At 67.3% G+C, this 14709-nt stretch carries 15 protein-coding genes; 9 read left to right on the top strand and 6 right to left on the bottom strand.

What is annotated here, in order from left to right:
- The first annotated feature begins 171 nt into the window (after window positions 1-171).
- A complete protein-coding gene (gene purT / locus BR47_RS0128315) occupies window positions 172-1374 on the top strand; it encodes a formate-dependent phosphoribosylglycinamide formyltransferase (protein ID WP_029121546.1) in 1203 nt (400 codons plus the stop codon).
- 67 nt (window positions 1375-1441) lie between these two features.
- Here purT and BR47_RS0128310 read toward each other — a convergent pair whose 3' ends face one another.
- Window positions 1442-2284: a Bax inhibitor-1/YccA family protein gene (locus tag BR47_RS0128310; RefSeq protein ID WP_036419946.1), complete on the bottom strand. Its 843-nt coding sequence runs from the start codon at window positions 2282-2284 to the stop codon at window positions 1442-1444.
- Window positions 2285-2445: 161 nt separating this feature from the next.
- Between BR47_RS0128310 and BR47_RS0128305 the strand changes: the two genes are divergently transcribed.
- The 3 genes from BR47_RS0128305 (at window position 2446) to BR47_RS0128295 (ending at window position 6024) form a co-directional block, all read left to right on the top strand.
- Window positions 2446-3480, top strand: coding sequence for an enoyl-CoA hydratase/isomerase family protein (locus tag BR47_RS0128305; protein WP_029121545.1), 1035 nt, complete (start codon window positions 2446-2448; stop codon window positions 3478-3480).
- Window positions 3481-3489: 9 nt separating this feature from the next.
- Complete coding sequence (locus BR47_RS0128300; RefSeq protein ID WP_020099179.1) at window positions 3490-4263, top strand: enoyl-CoA hydratase; 774 nt, start codon at window positions 3490-3492, stop codon at window positions 4261-4263.
- Between the two features lie 105 nt (window positions 4264-4368).
- Window positions 4369-6024, top strand: a complete 1656-nt coding sequence (locus tag BR47_RS0128295) for an alpha/beta hydrolase (RefSeq protein WP_051128378.1) — start codon at window positions 4369-4371, stop codon at window positions 6022-6024.
- On the opposite strand, the gene BR47_RS31740 is transcribed toward BR47_RS0128295, so the two are convergent.
- Complete coding sequence (locus BR47_RS31740; RefSeq protein ID WP_036427962.1) at window positions 6001-6477, bottom strand: rhodanese-like domain-containing protein; 477 nt, start codon at window positions 6475-6477, stop codon at window positions 6001-6003. The genes BR47_RS0128295 and BR47_RS31740 overlap by 24 nt on opposite strands.
- Window positions 6474-7031, bottom strand: coding sequence for a cysteine dioxygenase (locus BR47_RS0128285; protein WP_036427959.1), 558 nt, complete (start codon window positions 7029-7031; stop codon window positions 6474-6476). The genes BR47_RS31740 and BR47_RS0128285 overlap by 4 nt, the downstream gene beginning before the upstream one ends.
- Before the next feature lie 187 nt (window positions 7032-7218).
- Here BR47_RS0128285 and BR47_RS0128280 point away from each other — a divergent pair, with 187 nt between their 5' ends.
- The 4 genes from BR47_RS0128280 to BR47_RS0128265 all read left to right on the top strand — a co-directional run bounded on the left by BR47_RS0128280 (window position 7219) and on the right by BR47_RS0128265 (window position 11042).
- Complete coding sequence (locus BR47_RS0128280; RefSeq protein WP_020099175.1) at window positions 7219-7641, top strand: lipoprotein LpqV; 423 nt, start codon at window positions 7219-7221, stop codon at window positions 7639-7641.
- Window positions 7642-7839: 198 nt separating this feature from the next.
- A complete protein-coding gene (locus BR47_RS0128275; protein ID WP_029121542.1) occupies window positions 7840-9462 on the top strand; it encodes an LCP family protein in 1623 nt (540 codons plus the stop codon).
- A gap of 348 nt (window positions 9463-9810) precedes the next feature.
- On the top strand, window positions 9811-10026 hold the full coding sequence (locus tag BR47_RS31735) for a hypothetical protein (protein ID WP_020099173.1): 216 nt from the start codon (window positions 9811-9813) through the stop codon (window positions 10024-10026).
- A 47-nt stretch (window positions 10027-10073) separates the two neighbouring features.
- Entirely contained in the window at window positions 10074-11042 is a 969-nt protein-coding gene (locus BR47_RS0128265; RefSeq protein WP_020099172.1) for a patatin-like phospholipase family protein, read from the top strand.
- On the opposite strand, the gene BR47_RS0128260 is transcribed toward BR47_RS0128265, so the two are convergent.
- Complete coding sequence (locus BR47_RS0128260; RefSeq protein ID WP_051635063.1) at window positions 11039-11890, bottom strand: patatin-like phospholipase family protein; 852 nt, start codon at window positions 11888-11890, stop codon at window positions 11039-11041. The two genes, BR47_RS0128265 and BR47_RS0128260, sit on opposite strands and share 4 nt — an antisense overlap.
- A gap of 39 nt (window positions 11891-11929) precedes the next feature.
- Window positions 11930-12415 (bottom strand): SRPBCC family protein, encoded by a 486-nt coding sequence (locus BR47_RS0128255; RefSeq protein ID WP_029121540.1) that lies wholly within the window; start codon window positions 12413-12415, stop codon window positions 11930-11932.
- A gap of 40 nt (window positions 12416-12455) precedes the next feature.
- Between BR47_RS0128255 and BR47_RS0128250 the strand changes: the two genes are divergently transcribed.
- On the top strand, window positions 12456-13499 hold the full coding sequence (locus tag BR47_RS0128250; RefSeq protein ID WP_029121539.1) for a zinc-binding dehydrogenase: 1044 nt from the start codon (window positions 12456-12458) through the stop codon (window positions 13497-13499).
- Window positions 13500-13561: 62 nt separating this feature from the next.
- Here the strand turns inward: BR47_RS0128250 and BR47_RS0128245 are convergent, their stop codons facing one another.
- Complete coding sequence (locus BR47_RS0128245; protein WP_029121538.1) at window positions 13562-14611, bottom strand: NAD(P)H-dependent amine dehydrogenase family protein; 1050 nt, start codon at window positions 14609-14611, stop codon at window positions 13562-13564.
- Window positions 14612-14709: the final 98 nt, after the last annotated feature.

Here is a 14709-nt window from a genome sequence, read left to right as displayed (position 1 = left end):
GAAGCGTGGGCCCTCACCGCAGGCTCAACCAGCCCCACCGCTGACTCTGCCCCAGCGGCGCAAAGTGTGAGAAACCTACGCCCTCAGTACAGGATCAACGGGCCGGCGGACCACGACTGCGTCGACCTTGCGCAACTCAATTCGGACCCGACCCAATAGACTCAGCCCCCGATGACCACCATCGGAACCCCACTGTCGCCGAACGCGACCAAGGTAATGCTGCTCGGCTCCGGCGAACTCGGTCGCGAAGTGCTGATCGCGTTGCAGCGCTTGGGCGTCGAGACCATTGCCGTCGACCGCTACGAGAACGCGCCGGGCCAGCAGGTGGCCCACCACGCGCGGACCATCACGATGACCGATCCCGAACAGCTCAAGGCTCTGATCGAGGCCGAGAAGCCGGACCTCGTCGTGCCGGAGATCGAGGCCATCGCCACGCCCGCGCTGCAGGAACTCGAGGAGGCCGGTGTCGTGCGGGTGATCCCGACCGCACGGGCCGCCCGCCTGACCATGGACCGCGAGGGCATCCGGCGCCTGGCCGCCGAGGAGCTCGGGGTGCCGACGAGCCCCTACAAGTTCTGCGATTCGCTCGAGGAACTCCAAGCCGCCATCGACGGCGGCATCGGCTACCCCTGCGTCGTGAAGCCCGTGATGAGCAGTTCCGGCAAGGGCCAGAGCAAGCTCGACGGCCCGGACGACGTCGCGAAGGCGTGGGACTACGCCATGGGCGGGGCGCGCGTGACCAACACCCGCATCATCGTCGAGGGCTTCGTCGATTTCGATTACGAGATCACGCTGCTGACCGTCCGGGCCAACGACGCGGACGGCGCCGTCGTCACCCAGTTCTGCGAGCCGATCGGGCACCGTCAGGTCTCCGGCGATTACGTGGAGAGCTGGCAGCCGCACCCGATGTCGGCCGCCGCCCTGGCCAACGCCCAGGAGATCGCGCACAAGGTCACCGAAAACCTCGGCGGGCGGGGCGTTTTCGGCGTCGAGTTGTTCGTCAAGGGCGACCAGGTGTGGTTCAGCGAAGTGAGTCCGCGGCCGCACGACACCGGCATGACGACCATGATCACGCAGTGGCAGAACGAGTTTGAGCTCCATGCCCGCGCGATCCTCGGTCTGCCGGTGGACACGTCGCTCAAGAGCCCGGGCGCCAGCGCGGTGATCTACGGCGGCGTCGAGGCCCAGGGCATCGTCTTCGACGGCGTCGACGAGGCTCTGCAGGTGCCGGGCACCGACATTCGGCTGTTCGGCAAGCCGGAGAGCTTCCGCACCCGCCGGATGGGCGTGGCCCTGGCGCGGGCCGAGGACATCGACACCGCACGGCGCAACGCCGCCGAAGCTGCCGGCCGCGTCAAGCCGCGCGCAGTCTGAGCGCAACACAGCACGACACGAAGAAGGGGCGCCCGCCGAAGCGGACGCCCCTTCTCTGTCAACGGAGCTAGTCGTTGTTGAAGTAACTCAGCAGCCGCAGGATTTCCACGTACAGCCAGACCAGGGTGACGGTCAGGCCGAGCGCGACGCCCCACGCCGCCTTCTCCGGCGCACCGGCGCGGATCATCTGGTCGGCAGCGTCGAAGTCCAGCAGGAAGCTGAACGCCGCCAGCGCGATGCACACCAGCGAGAAGATGATCGCGAGGGTGCCGCCGTTGCGCAGGCCCATGCCGGCACCGCCGTTGAACAGGCCGATGATGAAGTTGCCCAGCATCAGTGCGAGGACGCCGAACATGCCGGCGACGATCATGCGGGTGAACTTCGGGGTGACGCGGATGGCGCCGGTCTTGTAGACGACGAGCATGCCGAAGAACACACCGAAGGTGCCGAGAACGGCTTGGCTGATCAGGGCGCCGGCGCTGATGCCCTGCACCGCGAAGTTGGCCATCACGAACGAGAAGGCGCCGAGGAACATGCCCTCGAGCACCGCGTAGGTGAGGACGATGCCCGGGTTGTCCTGCTTACGGCCGAACGTGGCGATGAGGACCATCACCAGACCGCCGATGGCGCCGATCATGGCGATGGGCCCGGCCAGCGCCAGGTTCGACATGATCACGAAATACGAAACGACCGCACTGACCGTCAGCACCGCCAGCGTGATGCCGGTCTTGGTGACGACGTCGTCGATGGTCAGCGGGCGGGAGAACCCGGCCTGCTGCTGCGGGTACTGGGTGTATGGCTGGGCCATGGTCTGCTGGGCACCATAAGCGGCGGCGCCACTACCGAATTGCGCGTATCCGCCCTGCGACTTGGGCAGGGAACGAAATATCGGGTTGCTGCTCTCGCGCACCGTCGGGTTCCTCTCCTGAAGCTGTGGTCCGTCTGCTGACGAACACCCACTCAACGTACGGCTTCGGGTGTTGGTTCCCGGCGAGACGGAGAAACTGGGAACTTACTGTGAAACGGTACCTGGTCGGCGCAGCGGTTGCGCGACGATCTAGATTGCTTACCGTGGCGGAAAACGAGGATATCCTAGTAAATGTCGAGAACGGCGTCGGCGTCGTCACGCTGAACCGTCCGAAGGCCATCAATTCGCTCAACCAGGTGATGGTCACGGGCCTGGCCGAGGCGCTCACCGCGTGGGAGCACGACGACAGCGTGCGCGCGGTCCTGCTGACCGGCGCCGGCGAGCGCGGCCTGTGCGCGGGCGGCGACGTCGTCGCGCTCTACCACTCCGCCAAGGCGCAGGACGACAACGCCAGGACGTTCTGGCACGACGAGTACCTGCTCAACGCCCACATCGGCCGCTACCCCAAGCCGTACATCTCGTTGATGGACGGCATCGTGATGGGCGGCGGCGTCGGGGTCGGAGCGCACGGCAACATCCGCGTCGTCACGGAGAAGACCAAGCTGGGCATGCCCGAGGTCGGCATCGGCTTCATCCCCGACGTCGGCGGCACCTACCTGCTGTCCCGCGCGCCCGGCCTGATCGGCCTGCACGCCGCGCTCACCGGTGCCCCGTTCTCCGGCGCGGACGCCATCGCCCTGGGCTTCGCCGACCATTTCGTCCCGCAGGCCGACCTGCCCGCCTTCCGCGATCTGGTCATCAGTGATGGGCCCGACGCGGCGCTCAAGAAGTACGCCGTCGAGCCGCCGGCCAGTGAGCTTCTGGCGCAACAGCATTGGATCGACGAGTGCTACGCGGCCGACACCGTCGCGGAGATTCTGGAGAACCTGCGGAACAGCGACGCCGCACCCGCCAACGCCGCGGCCGACCTGATCGCCACCCGGTCCCCCATCGCACTGACGGTGACCCTGGAAGCCGTGCGCCGCGCCGCGAAGCTGCCCACCCTCGAGGATGCTCTCGTGCAGGAATTCCGAGTCTCGATGGCATCGCACAAGTCTCACGATTTCGTGGAGGGCATCCGCGCCCAGCTCGTCGACAAGGACCGCAACCCGCAGTGGTCCCCGGCCAACCTGTCGGACTGCACCGCAGCCGACGTCGACGCCTACTTCGTCTCCGCCGACCCCGACCTCACCTTCTAGGATTCCCTGATGACTTTCGAAACCATCCTGGTCACCCGCGACGACCGCGTCGCCACCATCACCCTGAACCGGCCCAAGGCGCTCAACGCCCTCAACAGCCAGGTGATGGCCGAAGTCACCACGGCCGCAGCCGAACTGGACGCAGACCCGGGCATCGGCGCCATCATCATCACCGGCAGCGAGAAGGCCTTCGCCGCGGGCGCCGACATCAAGGAGATGGCGAGCCTGACGTTCGCCGACGTGTTCTCGCAGGACTTCTTCGCGCTGTGGAACAAGTTCGCCGCGACCCGCACCCCCACCATCGCCGCCGTCGCCGGCTACGCGCTCGGCGGCGGTTGTGAGCTGGCCATGATGTGCGACCTGCTGATCGCCGCCGACACCGCCAAATTCGGCCAGCCCGAGATCAAGCTGGGTGTGCTCCCCGGCATGGGCGGCAGCCAGCGTCTGACGCGCGCCGTGGGCAAGGCCAAGGCGATGGACCTGATCCTCACCGGCCGCAACATGGACGCCGAGGAAGCCGAACGCTGCGGCCTCGTGTCGCGCGTGGTACCGGCCGACAAGCTGCTCGAAGAGGCCAATGCCGTCGCCAAAACCATTGCCGGCATGTCGCTTTCCGCATCGCGGATGGCGAAGGAGGCCGTCAACCGCGCGTTCGAGAGCACCCTCGCCGAGGGCCTGCTCTACGAGCGCCGACTGTTCCACTCGGCCTTCGCCACCGACGACCAGACCGAGGGCATGGCGGCGTTCACCGAGAAGCGCGCGCCGAACTTCACGCATCGGTAAAGTCGATCGGTGGCCGACACCGCACCACCGCCTGATCCCGCCGACGACGACGGCGCCGCTGTCGCGGTAGCCGAGCCGTCGAGCGAGGAGTCCCTCGTCGCGAAACTGGAAGAGCCGCCCTCGGATTGGTGGGTTCGCCGCTACACGTTCTTCGGCACCGCTGTCGGCCTGACCTTCATCTGGCTCTCGATGACCCCGTCGCTGTTGCCGCGCGGGCCGCTCTTCCAGGGCATCGTCAGCGGCGCCGCCGGCGCGTGCGGCTACGGCCTCGGGGTGCTCGGCGTCTGGCTGGTGCGCTACATGCGCTCGAAGGACAGCAGCCCCAAGGCACCCCGCTGGGCGTGGCTGGTCCTGATCGGGATCGGCGTCATCGGCCAGGTGCTGGCGATCATCTGGTTCCACGTCTGGCAGGACGAGGTCCGCGACATGATGGGCGTGCCCCGGATGAAGTTCTGGGATCACCCACTCACGGCAGTGTATTCGATCGTCTTCCTGTTCGGCTTCGTCGAGATCGGCCAGCTGATCCGCAAATTGGTGCGTTTCCTGATGCGGCAACTGGAGCGGGTGGCACCGCCGAGGGTGTCCGGTGTGGTGGCCGTACTGCTGGTCGTCGCCGTGTCGGTGGAAGTGTTCAACGGCGTCGTGGGCAACTATGCGATGTCGTGGATCAACAACACCTTCGCTTCGGCCAACGATGAGGACGACCCCGACAACCCGCCTCCCACAACACCTTTGCGGTCCGGCGGGCCCGGCTCACTGGCCAGCTGGTCCTCGCTGGGCCGCCAGGGCCGCATCTTCGTAGCCAACGGACCGAGCGTCGAGGAACTGTCGAAGTTCAACGGCAGCAAGGCAATCGAGCCCATCCGCACCTACGCGGGCCTGCATTCGGCCGACGGCATCCGGGCGACGGCCAAGCTGGCCGCGCAGGAACTCAAGCGCACCGGTGGACTCGAGCGCGCCGTTGTCGCCGTCGCCACCACGACCGGCACCGGCTGGATCAACGAAGCCGAAGCCGCGTCGCTGGAGTACATGTACAACGGCAACACCGCGATCGTCTCGATGCAGTATTCGTTCCTGCCCAGCTGGATCTCGTTCCTCGTCGACAAGGCGAACGCCCAGGAAGCCGGCCAGGACCTCTTCGAAGAGGTCGACGCGCTGATCCGGCAGATGCCCGAGGGCAAGCGCCCGAAGCTGGTCGTGTTCGGTGAGAGCCTCGGTTCGTTCGGCGGTGAGGCACCGTTCCAGGCACTGAACAACCTGGTGGCCCGCACGAACGGCGCGTTGTTCTCCGGGCCGACGTTCAACAATCCGATCTGGACCGAGCTGACCCGGTACCGCGATGCCGGGTCGTTGGAAAAGCTGCCGATCTACGACGACGGCCGCAATGCCCGGTTCGGTTCTCGCCCTGAGGATTTGAACCGTCCGGCCAACGCGCCGTGGGACCACCCACGGGTGGTGTATCTGCAGCACGCGTCCGACCCGATCGCCTGGTGGAACCCCGACCTGCTGTTCGCCCGGCCCGACTGGCTGGATGAACCGCGCGGCCGGGACGTGTCACCGCGCATGGAGTGGATTCCCGTCGTGACGTTCCTGCAGGTGTCGGCCGACATGGCCGTCGCGGTCGATGTGCCGGACGGGCATGGCCACGTCTACATCCGTGATGTCGCGAACGCCTGGGCCGACGTGCTGCAGCCGCCGGGGTGGACCCCGGAGAAGACGGAGCGGTTGCGTCCGCTGCTACACCCAAGCGCCGGCACGTAGCAGGACCGAGGCGGCCGTCCCGCCCAGCAGTCCCTCATCGACCAGCGCGCGGTAGCCACCGATGACGTCGGTGGCCCGGTACAGCCCCAGGTCCTGAAGCGCCGCGGCGGCCAAGCTCGAGGTGTAGCCCTGCGAGCACAGCACCACCCACTCGACGTCGACGCCCGTCGCCTGTGGCAGGCGCGCGTCACTGGTCGGGTCGCAGCGCCATTCCAGGACATTGCGTTCGACGACGAGCGCGCCGGGGAACTCACCCTCGATGGCGCGCTGCGCGGCCGGCCTGATGTCCACCAGGATGGCGCCCCGGGCCAGCGCGGCGGGGATTTCGGCGGCGGACAGCCGGACCAGCCGCTCGCGGGCCGCGTTCAGCATGGCGTCGACCCGGCTGATCGCCTGCCCAGTCGTTTCGCCCGGCTCGGCCACGCTTCCCGTCGCTTCGCTCGCCACGCTCATCCGTCCCCCTCGGGCTTATCGGTCAGTTCGGTGTAGACGCGACGCAGCTTCTGGCTCTCGGTGACGTCGTAGTACGACATCGCGGTCAGCGGCGGCGAGTAGGCGTGCACGCTCAGGGTGGGCGGGGCCGGCGACACTCCCGCGGCGTCTTTGCTACCCGCCCGCACCACGTCGTGCACCCAGCCGAGCGGGAACGCGGCCTGGTCACCCGCCTCGAGCGTGCGCTGCCGCAGCCCGCGACCGTCCCACCGGGTTTCCTCGAGCGCCCCGGACACCACGGTCAGTGCGCCGAGCGATCCGCCGTGGTCGTGCAGCTCGGTGCTGCGCTCGGGGACCCAGCTGATCAGCCAGAGGTCGAGTTCGTCGTCGCCGTACAACCGGCGGAACCAGCGTTCGTGGAGGGGCAGACCGTCGGCCGGCAGCAGCCGGTCGTAGCGGCCGCTCAGCACGTCGTCGGCGCACCGATCAGTGGCATGCAGCAGGTCGGGTAGCCGCAAGCGGGTCGGGGCCAGGGAAGTGGGACCGGAAACAGAAAAATCTGTCAGGACAGACATGACGGAACTCCAATGCAGAAACGAACGGTGGGCTTGGCGCCCTCACAAGGCCGGGCTCAAGCCCGACAACATGTCGCGTTCTGCACGTTCTGCACTGCCATGTTTCCCATCGTGACGACCGCCCGGCCGGCCGGAAAGGGTTAGCGTCAGGGTGATCCTGAATGCCGACGCATCTAGATTGGCAAGCATGCAGATCAACGTCATCCGGGCAGCGCTGCTCACAACCACCGCACTGACGTTCCTGACAGCCTGTGGTCCGGACAAGAAAGCGGCCCCCGACCACACTCCCGCCGAGCTCCCCACGCAGTCACACGAACACCCGGCACCGGGCGGCGCCGCCGTCTCGCCGAGCGGCGTGACGACCGCCGTCGACGCCCCGCCGGCGGCGACCGAGTCCGAGTTCGGCCAGGCCTGCCACGCCGCGAAGCTGTGGATGGACGCTCAGCACGCCGACCCGGCGACGCTCGTCGAGCCGTACCTGAACCTCATGCAGCGGCCGGAAACACGTGATCCCGGTAACTTCAACACCCCCTGGACCGAGCTCACCGCGGGTCAGCAGGCCGGCGTGATCATGGCCGCGACCAGCGCCGCCAAAGGTGAATGCGGCTGATACCCGGCGTTCACTGAGGATTCGCTGAGTCTGCGGCGTTGCCCTAAAATCGGTCGCACTGCCGTCCGATCGCTCTGACGCATCCACGCGGGCCGCGGTGACAGCAAACTCCCGACCGCCGGAGCCGACCGGCGGTCCTCACGTACCCGCGAGGCCCGCCGAGATGAACGCCACGACCGCATCCCCTCGAGGTCGCATCTGAGCACCTCCGATTTCCAGCGCAGCGATTCCGCGCGCCACCGTCTTCCAGCCCGGCACCGCCGGAGCCGGCTGCAAAGCCTGCTCAGCACCCGCGTGGGTTGGGACACCGTCGGGCGCGTGGTGCTCACGCTGGTCACCGCGGTGGCGGTGGCGACGACCGGTCTGGGCTGGTGGACGGTGCGCGGGGCACTGCACGGCATCACGGTCAGCGACGCGCTCGGGGCGGACGCACCGAAGTCCACCGGCGGGGCGATGAACATCCTGCTGATCGGTCTGGACTCGCGCAAAGACCAGCAGGGCAACGACCTGCCGCAGGCGCTGCTCGACAAGCTGCACGCCGGGGATTCGGACAACGGCGGCTACAACACCAACACGCTGATCCTGGCGCACATCTCCGCCGACAATCACGTGGTCGCGTTCTCGATCCCGCGTGACGACTACGTGCGGGTCACCGGCATCCCCGGATACGACCACATCAAGATCAAAGAGGCGTACGGCCTGACCAAGGCCAACGCCATGCAGCACCTGATGGACAAGGGCGTCACCGACCAGGCCGAGCTGGAGCGCAAGAGCCGCGAGGCCGGCCGCGCCGCCACCCTGGCCGCGGTCCGCAATCTGACCGGTGCGCCCATCGACTACTTCGCCGAGGTCAACCTCGCCGGCTTCTACGACATCGCCGAGAGCCTCGGCGGCGTCGAGATCTGCCTGAACCACCCCGTGTACGACGACTACTCGGGCGCCGATTTCCCGGCCGGCCGCCAGATGCTCGACGCCTCCCAGGTCGTTGCCTTCGTCCGGCAGCGCCACGGCCTGGACAACGGCGACCTGGACCGGACCCACCGCCAGCAGGCCTTCCTCATCTCGGTGATGCACCAGCTGCAGAAGGACGGCTCGTTCAGCGACCTCGGCAAGCTCAACCAGCTGATCGGCGTCGCGCAGAAGGACGTCGTGCTGTCGGCAGGCTGGGGCCAGGAGCAGTTCAAGCGCATGGGCGAGATCGCCGGCGGCGCGAACGTCCAGTACCGGACGCTGCCCGTCGTGCGCTACGACAACATCGACGGCCAGGACGTGAACATCGTCGACCCCATGGCCATCAAGGTCGAGGTCGCCAAGGCCTTCGGTCTCAAGCCGCCGGCAGGCGCACCGACGTCCGCACCCAGCACGTCGACCGAGCCGTCCACGCTGGACAAGGCCGCCGACAGCACCGGTACGACGTCGAAGAACTCCAAGACCGCCGTCATCGACGTCATCAACGGTTCCGACGTGATGGGCCTGGGCCGGCAGATGTCGGAGATCCTGGGCGATCTCGAGTACTCCATGGGCCAGACCCGCAGCTCGCAGGACGGCGAGCTCAGTTCGACGGCCGTCGACTTCGGCGCCGGTACCGATGCCGAAGCCAAGCACCTGGCCGAACTGCTGGGCATCGACGCCGTCCGTGCCGATCCGTCGGTGCCTGCCGGCCGCATCCACGTCACGCTGGGACCGGGCTATCAGGTGCCCGACACCCTGGACAGCGTGTCCCTGGCCGCGGCCAAGTCGTCCAACTACGACACCACGCTGCCGACCCCGGAATCCGGGCCGCCGGTGCGCGCCAACGACGGACTCCCCTGCGTCAACTGACGCACGTCGGCTTCCCGTGCCGCGAATGTGCACACAGACCGTCGAACCGGCCGATTCCGCGATCTGAACGCACGCTCGCTATGCAGGGCCACCGCATGCACGCGCGAATTAATTAGATTAGTTCAACGAATTAATTTTGCGGCCTCTTGCGGCCCGGAAATCAGGCCCTTACGCCATTCCCAGAACACAAAGCACATCTAACAAATTTGCCCGCCGACCAGGCAAAACGCCGCAAAAGCAATGAGATCAGCTAACGAATACGACGCAATTCCCAACTACTGGTCAGTAATTGTGCTTTGACTCACACAATGGTGCACACTATGGGGTGTCTCACTCATTGTCGAAGGGATGAGCTCAATGGTTGCTCCTCAGCACGTACCGGTCGCCCGGGTCCACAGTGGCGCGGTCAACGGGCGCCGAGTGCTCTTCATGGGCATCCTCCTGCTGCTCATCGCAGTAGCGGCCGTCAGCGGCATCCTCTTCGCCATGAGCAGCGGACAGCCGCAGGTGGCCCTGATCATCGGGCTCATCTCGGCGGCGTTCTTCTCGCGCATCCGCTGCTGACGCGGCCTCGTCTCGCCGCCGTCTGATCCGCACGCCAAAATAGGGCCATGCGGGTCGCACTGGTCCTTGGCAGCGGTGGCGCCCGGGGTTACGCACACATCGGCGTCCTCGACGCGCTCCGCGAGCGCGGATTCGACGTCGTCGGCATCTCCGGTTCTTCCATGGGCGCACTCGTCGGCGCGCTACAGGCCGCCGACAAGCTCGACGAATTCACCTCCTGGGCCAGCGCTCTCACACAGAGCGCGGTCCTCCGCCTACTCGATCCATCCCTGACCGCCGCCGGCGTGCTCCGCGCCGAGAAGATCCTGGCGGCCGTCCGCGAGATCATCGGCCCGCGGACCATCGAGAGCCTGCCGATCCCCTACACCGCCGTCTCGACCGACCTGATCGCCGGCAAATCGGTCTGGCTGCAGCGCGGCCCGATCGACGCGGCCATCCGCGCCTCCATCGCCATCCCCGGCGTCATCGCGCCCTATCTGCTCGACGGCCGGTTACTGGCCGACGGCGGCATCCTGGACCCCCTGCCAATGGCACCGCTCGCGGCCGTCAACGCCGACCTGACCATCGCGGTCAGCCTCAACGCCAGCGACCCGAATCCGACTCCGGACTCCCCGCGTCCCACCGCGGAGCTGTTGAACCGCATGCGACGCAGCACGACGTCACTGATCGACCGGGCTGCGGCGAGCACCCTGCTCGACGGTCCCACCGCACGATCGGTGCTGAGCCGCTTCAGCAACGCGGTCGACGGCATCGACGCCGCCACCGAGTCCGAGGTCGAGACCGAAGAAGACACGCATGTGCCGCGGCTCGGCGGCTTCGAGGTCATGAACCGCACCATCGAAATCTCGCAGGCGGCGCTGATGCGACACACCCTGGCGGCCTATCCACCCGATCTGTTGATCGAGGTGCCACGCACGGTGTGCCGCAGCCTGGAGTTCTACCGAGCCTCCGAGGTCATCGAGATCGGACACGAATTGGCTTGTGCCGCACTCGATTCCCTCGACCTCGCCGACTAGGCCAGGAACGCGGCGACCTCCGCCGCAACCTTTCGGCCCTGCGCCCGGCCGGCCTGCGCCGACGGGATTCGACAGGCCGGATCCAGCGGGTCGACGCCGAAGGCGGCGAGGGACTGGTCGTCGGCGTAGATGCCGAAGGCACTGCCGGCAAAGCTCCTGACGTCCGCGCCGGGGCCCGCCCCGAACGGCGACGGCGAGTCCGACGGAGCCGGCACCAGCACGACGGCGGTGTCACAGTCCTTGACCGCGAGCATGTTGACGCTGCTACCCATGCCGCCGTCCATGTACCGGCGGCCGCCGATGGTCACCACCGGCCAGGCGGCCGGCACCGCGCAGCTGGCCTCGACGGCGTCGACGACGGACACCCCCGATTCCCGCGTGAACACCACCAGCTCGCCGGTGTCGATGTCGACGCCGGTGATGCGCAGGTCATGGTCGGGCCACTCGTGCGACGGCAACCGGCGTTCGATGACGTTGCGACGGACGGCCGGGCTGACGGTCTCGGCGGCGGCCGCGGCCGCCCCGAGGCGCTGCAACTGTTCGGCCCGGCCGCCGTTGGTCGACGACATCGCGTCGATGAACGTGGTCAGGACGGCCTCGATGTTGATGCCCGGGCTGATCTCCGCCGATTCGGCGGCAACCTGGCGCTCGAACAGCTCAGCAATGCTCAGTGCACTGCCCAGCTGGGCACCGACCGCCGAGCCCGCCGATGTGCCCAGCACCACATCCGAATTCCGGATCGCCGCGGCGATCTCGGGGGCCTCGTCGGCGATTCCCTGCAGGATGCCGGTCTCCCATGCGATGCCGGCGATGCCGCCACCAGCCAGAACGAGCGCGCGCTTAGCCATTAGTTCATCTAACAGGATTCGGCGTACGCCGTGGGACCGTCATCCCACCAGGAGGTCAGAAAGATGCTCCAGCGATCGGCCCGCGTAGCCCTTCCACAGCTTGCCGAACACCGGCAGCAGCGGGGCGGTCAGCGAGCTGCGCGGGTGCAGAGTCCACCGCCAGGTGATCTTGGTGCGGGGATTCTGCCCACCTGAGACGTCCTGGAACAGCCACATCCCTTGCACGCCGCCCACCAGCGGCGCCAGCGGTCCGTTGATGTCCGACAGCGTGTAGCCGAACGAGTGCGGCTCGTCGTACGAGGTCAGGGTCTCGGCCATGCTGCCGCCACCGGTCAGCAGGATCGTCCGGGTCTGCCCCACCGCGTCCCAGATACCGGTCTGGTTGCGCACGGCCTTGATCGGCGGGATCGGTCCGTACCAACGACAGAACAGCTCGTTCAACGGAATCGGTGCGGTGCCGCTGAATGCGTCGGCCACCGCGACGGGGACTATTCGTGATTGCTCGACCACCAATGCCTGCGCCATGATGGCGATCGTAACCATCGATGCTGACCACTGGAGTGTCATGACCTCAACGATGCGGGCCCAACGGTTCTACGCCGACACCAAAAAGGTTGCGGTGGAAGATGTTCCGATTCCGGAACCGGGACCCGGCGAGGTGCTGGTCAAGGTCGCCTACTGCGGCATCTGCCACTCCGACCTCAGCCTGATCAACGGCACGTTCCCGTCGCAGCTCCCGGTGGTGACGCAGGGCCACGAAACGTCGGGCACCATCGCCAAACTGGGACCGGGCGTCACCGGCTGGGCCGAGGGCGACCGCGTCGTCGTCGCGGCCGGCAAGCCGTGCATGGACTGCGTGAACTGTCTCCGCGGCGACATGTCCAACTGTCTGCGGATCCGGCTCATGGCGTTCGCGTACGACGGGGGCTGGGCCGAATACACCGTCGCGCAGGCGTTCGGGCTGACGCGCGTCCCCGACAACGTGCCGCTTGAGCAGGCCGCGATCCTCGCCGACGCGGTGTCGACGCCGTTCGGCGCCGTCGTGCGGACCGGCCAGGTGGGTATCGGCGAGTCCGTCGGCGTATGGGGCGTGGGTGGGCTCGGCACGCACATCGTGCAGTTGGCCCGGTTGGTCGGGGCGGCGCCGATCGTCGCGGTCGACGTCAACCCGGCGGTGTTGGAGCGCGCGCTGGAGGTCGGCGCGGACTACGCCTTCGACGCCCGCGACCCGGAGTTGTTGGCCCAGATCGGTGCGGCCACCGGCGGCCGGATGCTCGACGTCGCGTTCGACGCGGTCGGCAAGGGGTCCACGTTCGATCAGGCGCTGGCGGCGCTGACCGTGGGCGGACGGTTCGTCGGCGTCGGGATGAGCGCCGATGCCCCGTCGATCGGCCCGACATCGTTCTTCAACCTGACCAAGAAGCAGGTGCGCGGGCACCTGGGTTATCAGAACGCCGACATCGGCACGCTGGCCACGCTGGTGTCCCGCGGCCGCCTGGACCTCACCCGGTCGATCAGCGAGATCGTCCCGCTCGAGGACGTCGCCGAAGGCATCGCGAAACTCGATCGGGCCGAAGGCAATCCGATCCGGATACTTGTGCAACCCTGATTACCGCGAGCGTGCGTGTTTGTACGCCGACACGCCGCCGCGGGCGTGCAAAAACGTCACGCTCACCTCAGTCGCGGCGCCGCTTTCGCGCTGAAGAGCGGCAGGTCCAGATAGGTGGCGATACCCGGTTCCGCGGCACACACCGCGGGCACGGAGTTGACGCAGTGGGCGGCGGTGCCGACGACGCCGGGTTCGGGGCCGTCCTCTCCGACCAGTCCCTGAAAGCCCTTGATCGACACGGTGAAGTCCGGATTTCCCTTGACCTCCATCTCGTAGCGTTGGCCTTCAGGGCCGAAATCCCATGCAGGGTCGAGGTTTTCCTCACCCATGAACCAGTTGACGGTGACACGCACGACGACCTCGTCGCCGACGACCGCCTCCCAGTGGAACTTGCGGGCCGCCACCTGGCCGGGCTGAATGGGCCCCAGCGGCGAATCGATCGGTGCGGTCGCCACCGCAACCTCTTGACGCGCAACGATCTTCGGATCGGCGTTGAAGCCGAACTCGTCGACGCACATCCGGACGGCCTGGATGAAGCCGCTGTCGAGCAGCTTCTGCATCGGACCGGTCAGTGCCTTGTCCGGGGTCTCCCCGAACCCCATGACGTGCCGCAGCACGTCGGGCGCCTCATAGGTCCGTAGGTCCGAGAACTCCTCGGCGCGAACGAAAGTCACGCCGGTGGACATCACCGAGAACAGCAGCGGGAACTTCTCGCTGATGCCGCCGGGAGCGATGCCGGTGCCGTGCAGCGTGGCGCCACCGGCCAGCGCGGCCTCCCGCATCGGCGCGCCCTGCTTCTCGCTCGGATACACCCACCCGACCGGTGTCACCACGTTCTTGCCGGACCGCAGCAGTGCGGCCACCTCGTCGGGGTTGGCCATCAGCGGCGCGTAGATGACGGCGTCGGCCTCGAGTGCCAGGATGTCGTCGATGTTGTTGGTCGCGGTGACGCCCAGCGGCCCGACGCCGATGATCTCGCCAACATCCTTGCCGTTCTTGGCTTCCGAATGCACCCAACAACCGACGAGTTCCAGGTCCGGATGTTCCAGCACGCCTTTGATCGCGGCGACGCCGACCCCGCCGGTTGCCCACTGCACGACCCGCAACGCCATGAACCCTCCCGAGCACCGCCAGAACTAGAACACGTTCTAGGTTGTATACCACCGGCTCGGCGTCGGAGACCAGACCTTTGGGGTCTTGACTAAAACCG

The sequence above is a fragment of the Mycobacterium sp. UNC410CL29Cvi84 genome (assembly GCF_000686745.1).
In the GTDB taxonomy this organism is placed as follows: Bacteria; Actinomycetota; Actinomycetes; order Mycobacteriales; family Mycobacteriaceae; genus Mycobacterium; species Mycobacterium mucogenicum_B.
The sequence above is the reverse complement of the archived record's forward strand: the minus strand, read 5'-3'. Positions and strand labels throughout refer to the sequence as shown.

Excerpts from the sequence above, each read along its gene's own strand:
- purT (WP_029121546.1), top strand. The coding sequence starts at position 172 with ATGACCACCATCGGAACCCCACTGTCGCCGAACGCGACCAAGGTAATG.
- BR47_RS0128300 (WP_020099179.1), top strand. The coding sequence starts at position 3,490 with ATGACTTTCGAAACCATCCTGGTCACCCGCGACGACCGCGTCGCCACC.
- BR47_RS31740 (WP_036427962.1), bottom strand. The coding sequence starts at position 6,477 with ATGAGCGTGGCGAGCGAAGCGACGGGAAGCGTGGCCGAGCCGGGCGAA.
- BR47_RS0128285 (WP_036427959.1), bottom strand. The coding sequence starts at position 7,031 with ATGTCTGTCCTGACAGATTTTTCTGTTTCCGGTCCCACTTCCCTGGCC.
- BR47_RS0128280 (WP_020099175.1), top strand. The coding sequence starts at position 7,219 with ATGCAGATCAACGTCATCCGGGCAGCGCTGCTCACAACCACCGCACTG.
- BR47_RS31735 (WP_020099173.1), top strand. The coding sequence starts at position 9,811 with ATGAGCTCAATGGTTGCTCCTCAGCACGTACCGGTCGCCCGGGTCCAC.
- BR47_RS0128265 (WP_020099172.1), top strand. The coding sequence starts at position 10,074 with ATGCGGGTCGCACTGGTCCTTGGCAGCGGTGGCGCCCGGGGTTACGCA.
- BR47_RS0128260 (WP_051635063.1), bottom strand. The coding sequence starts at position 11,890 with ATGGCTAAGCGCGCGCTCGTTCTGGCTGGTGGCGGCATCGCCGGCATC.
- BR47_RS0128255 (WP_029121540.1), bottom strand. The coding sequence starts at position 12,415 with ATGGCGCAGGCATTGGTGGTCGAGCAATCACGAATAGTCCCCGTCGCG.
- BR47_RS0128250 (WP_029121539.1), top strand. The coding sequence starts at position 12,456 with ATGACCTCAACGATGCGGGCCCAACGGTTCTACGCCGACACCAAAAAG.
- BR47_RS0128245 (WP_029121538.1), bottom strand. The coding sequence starts at position 14,611 with ATGGCGTTGCGGGTCGTGCAGTGGGCAACCGGCGGGGTCGGCGTCGCC.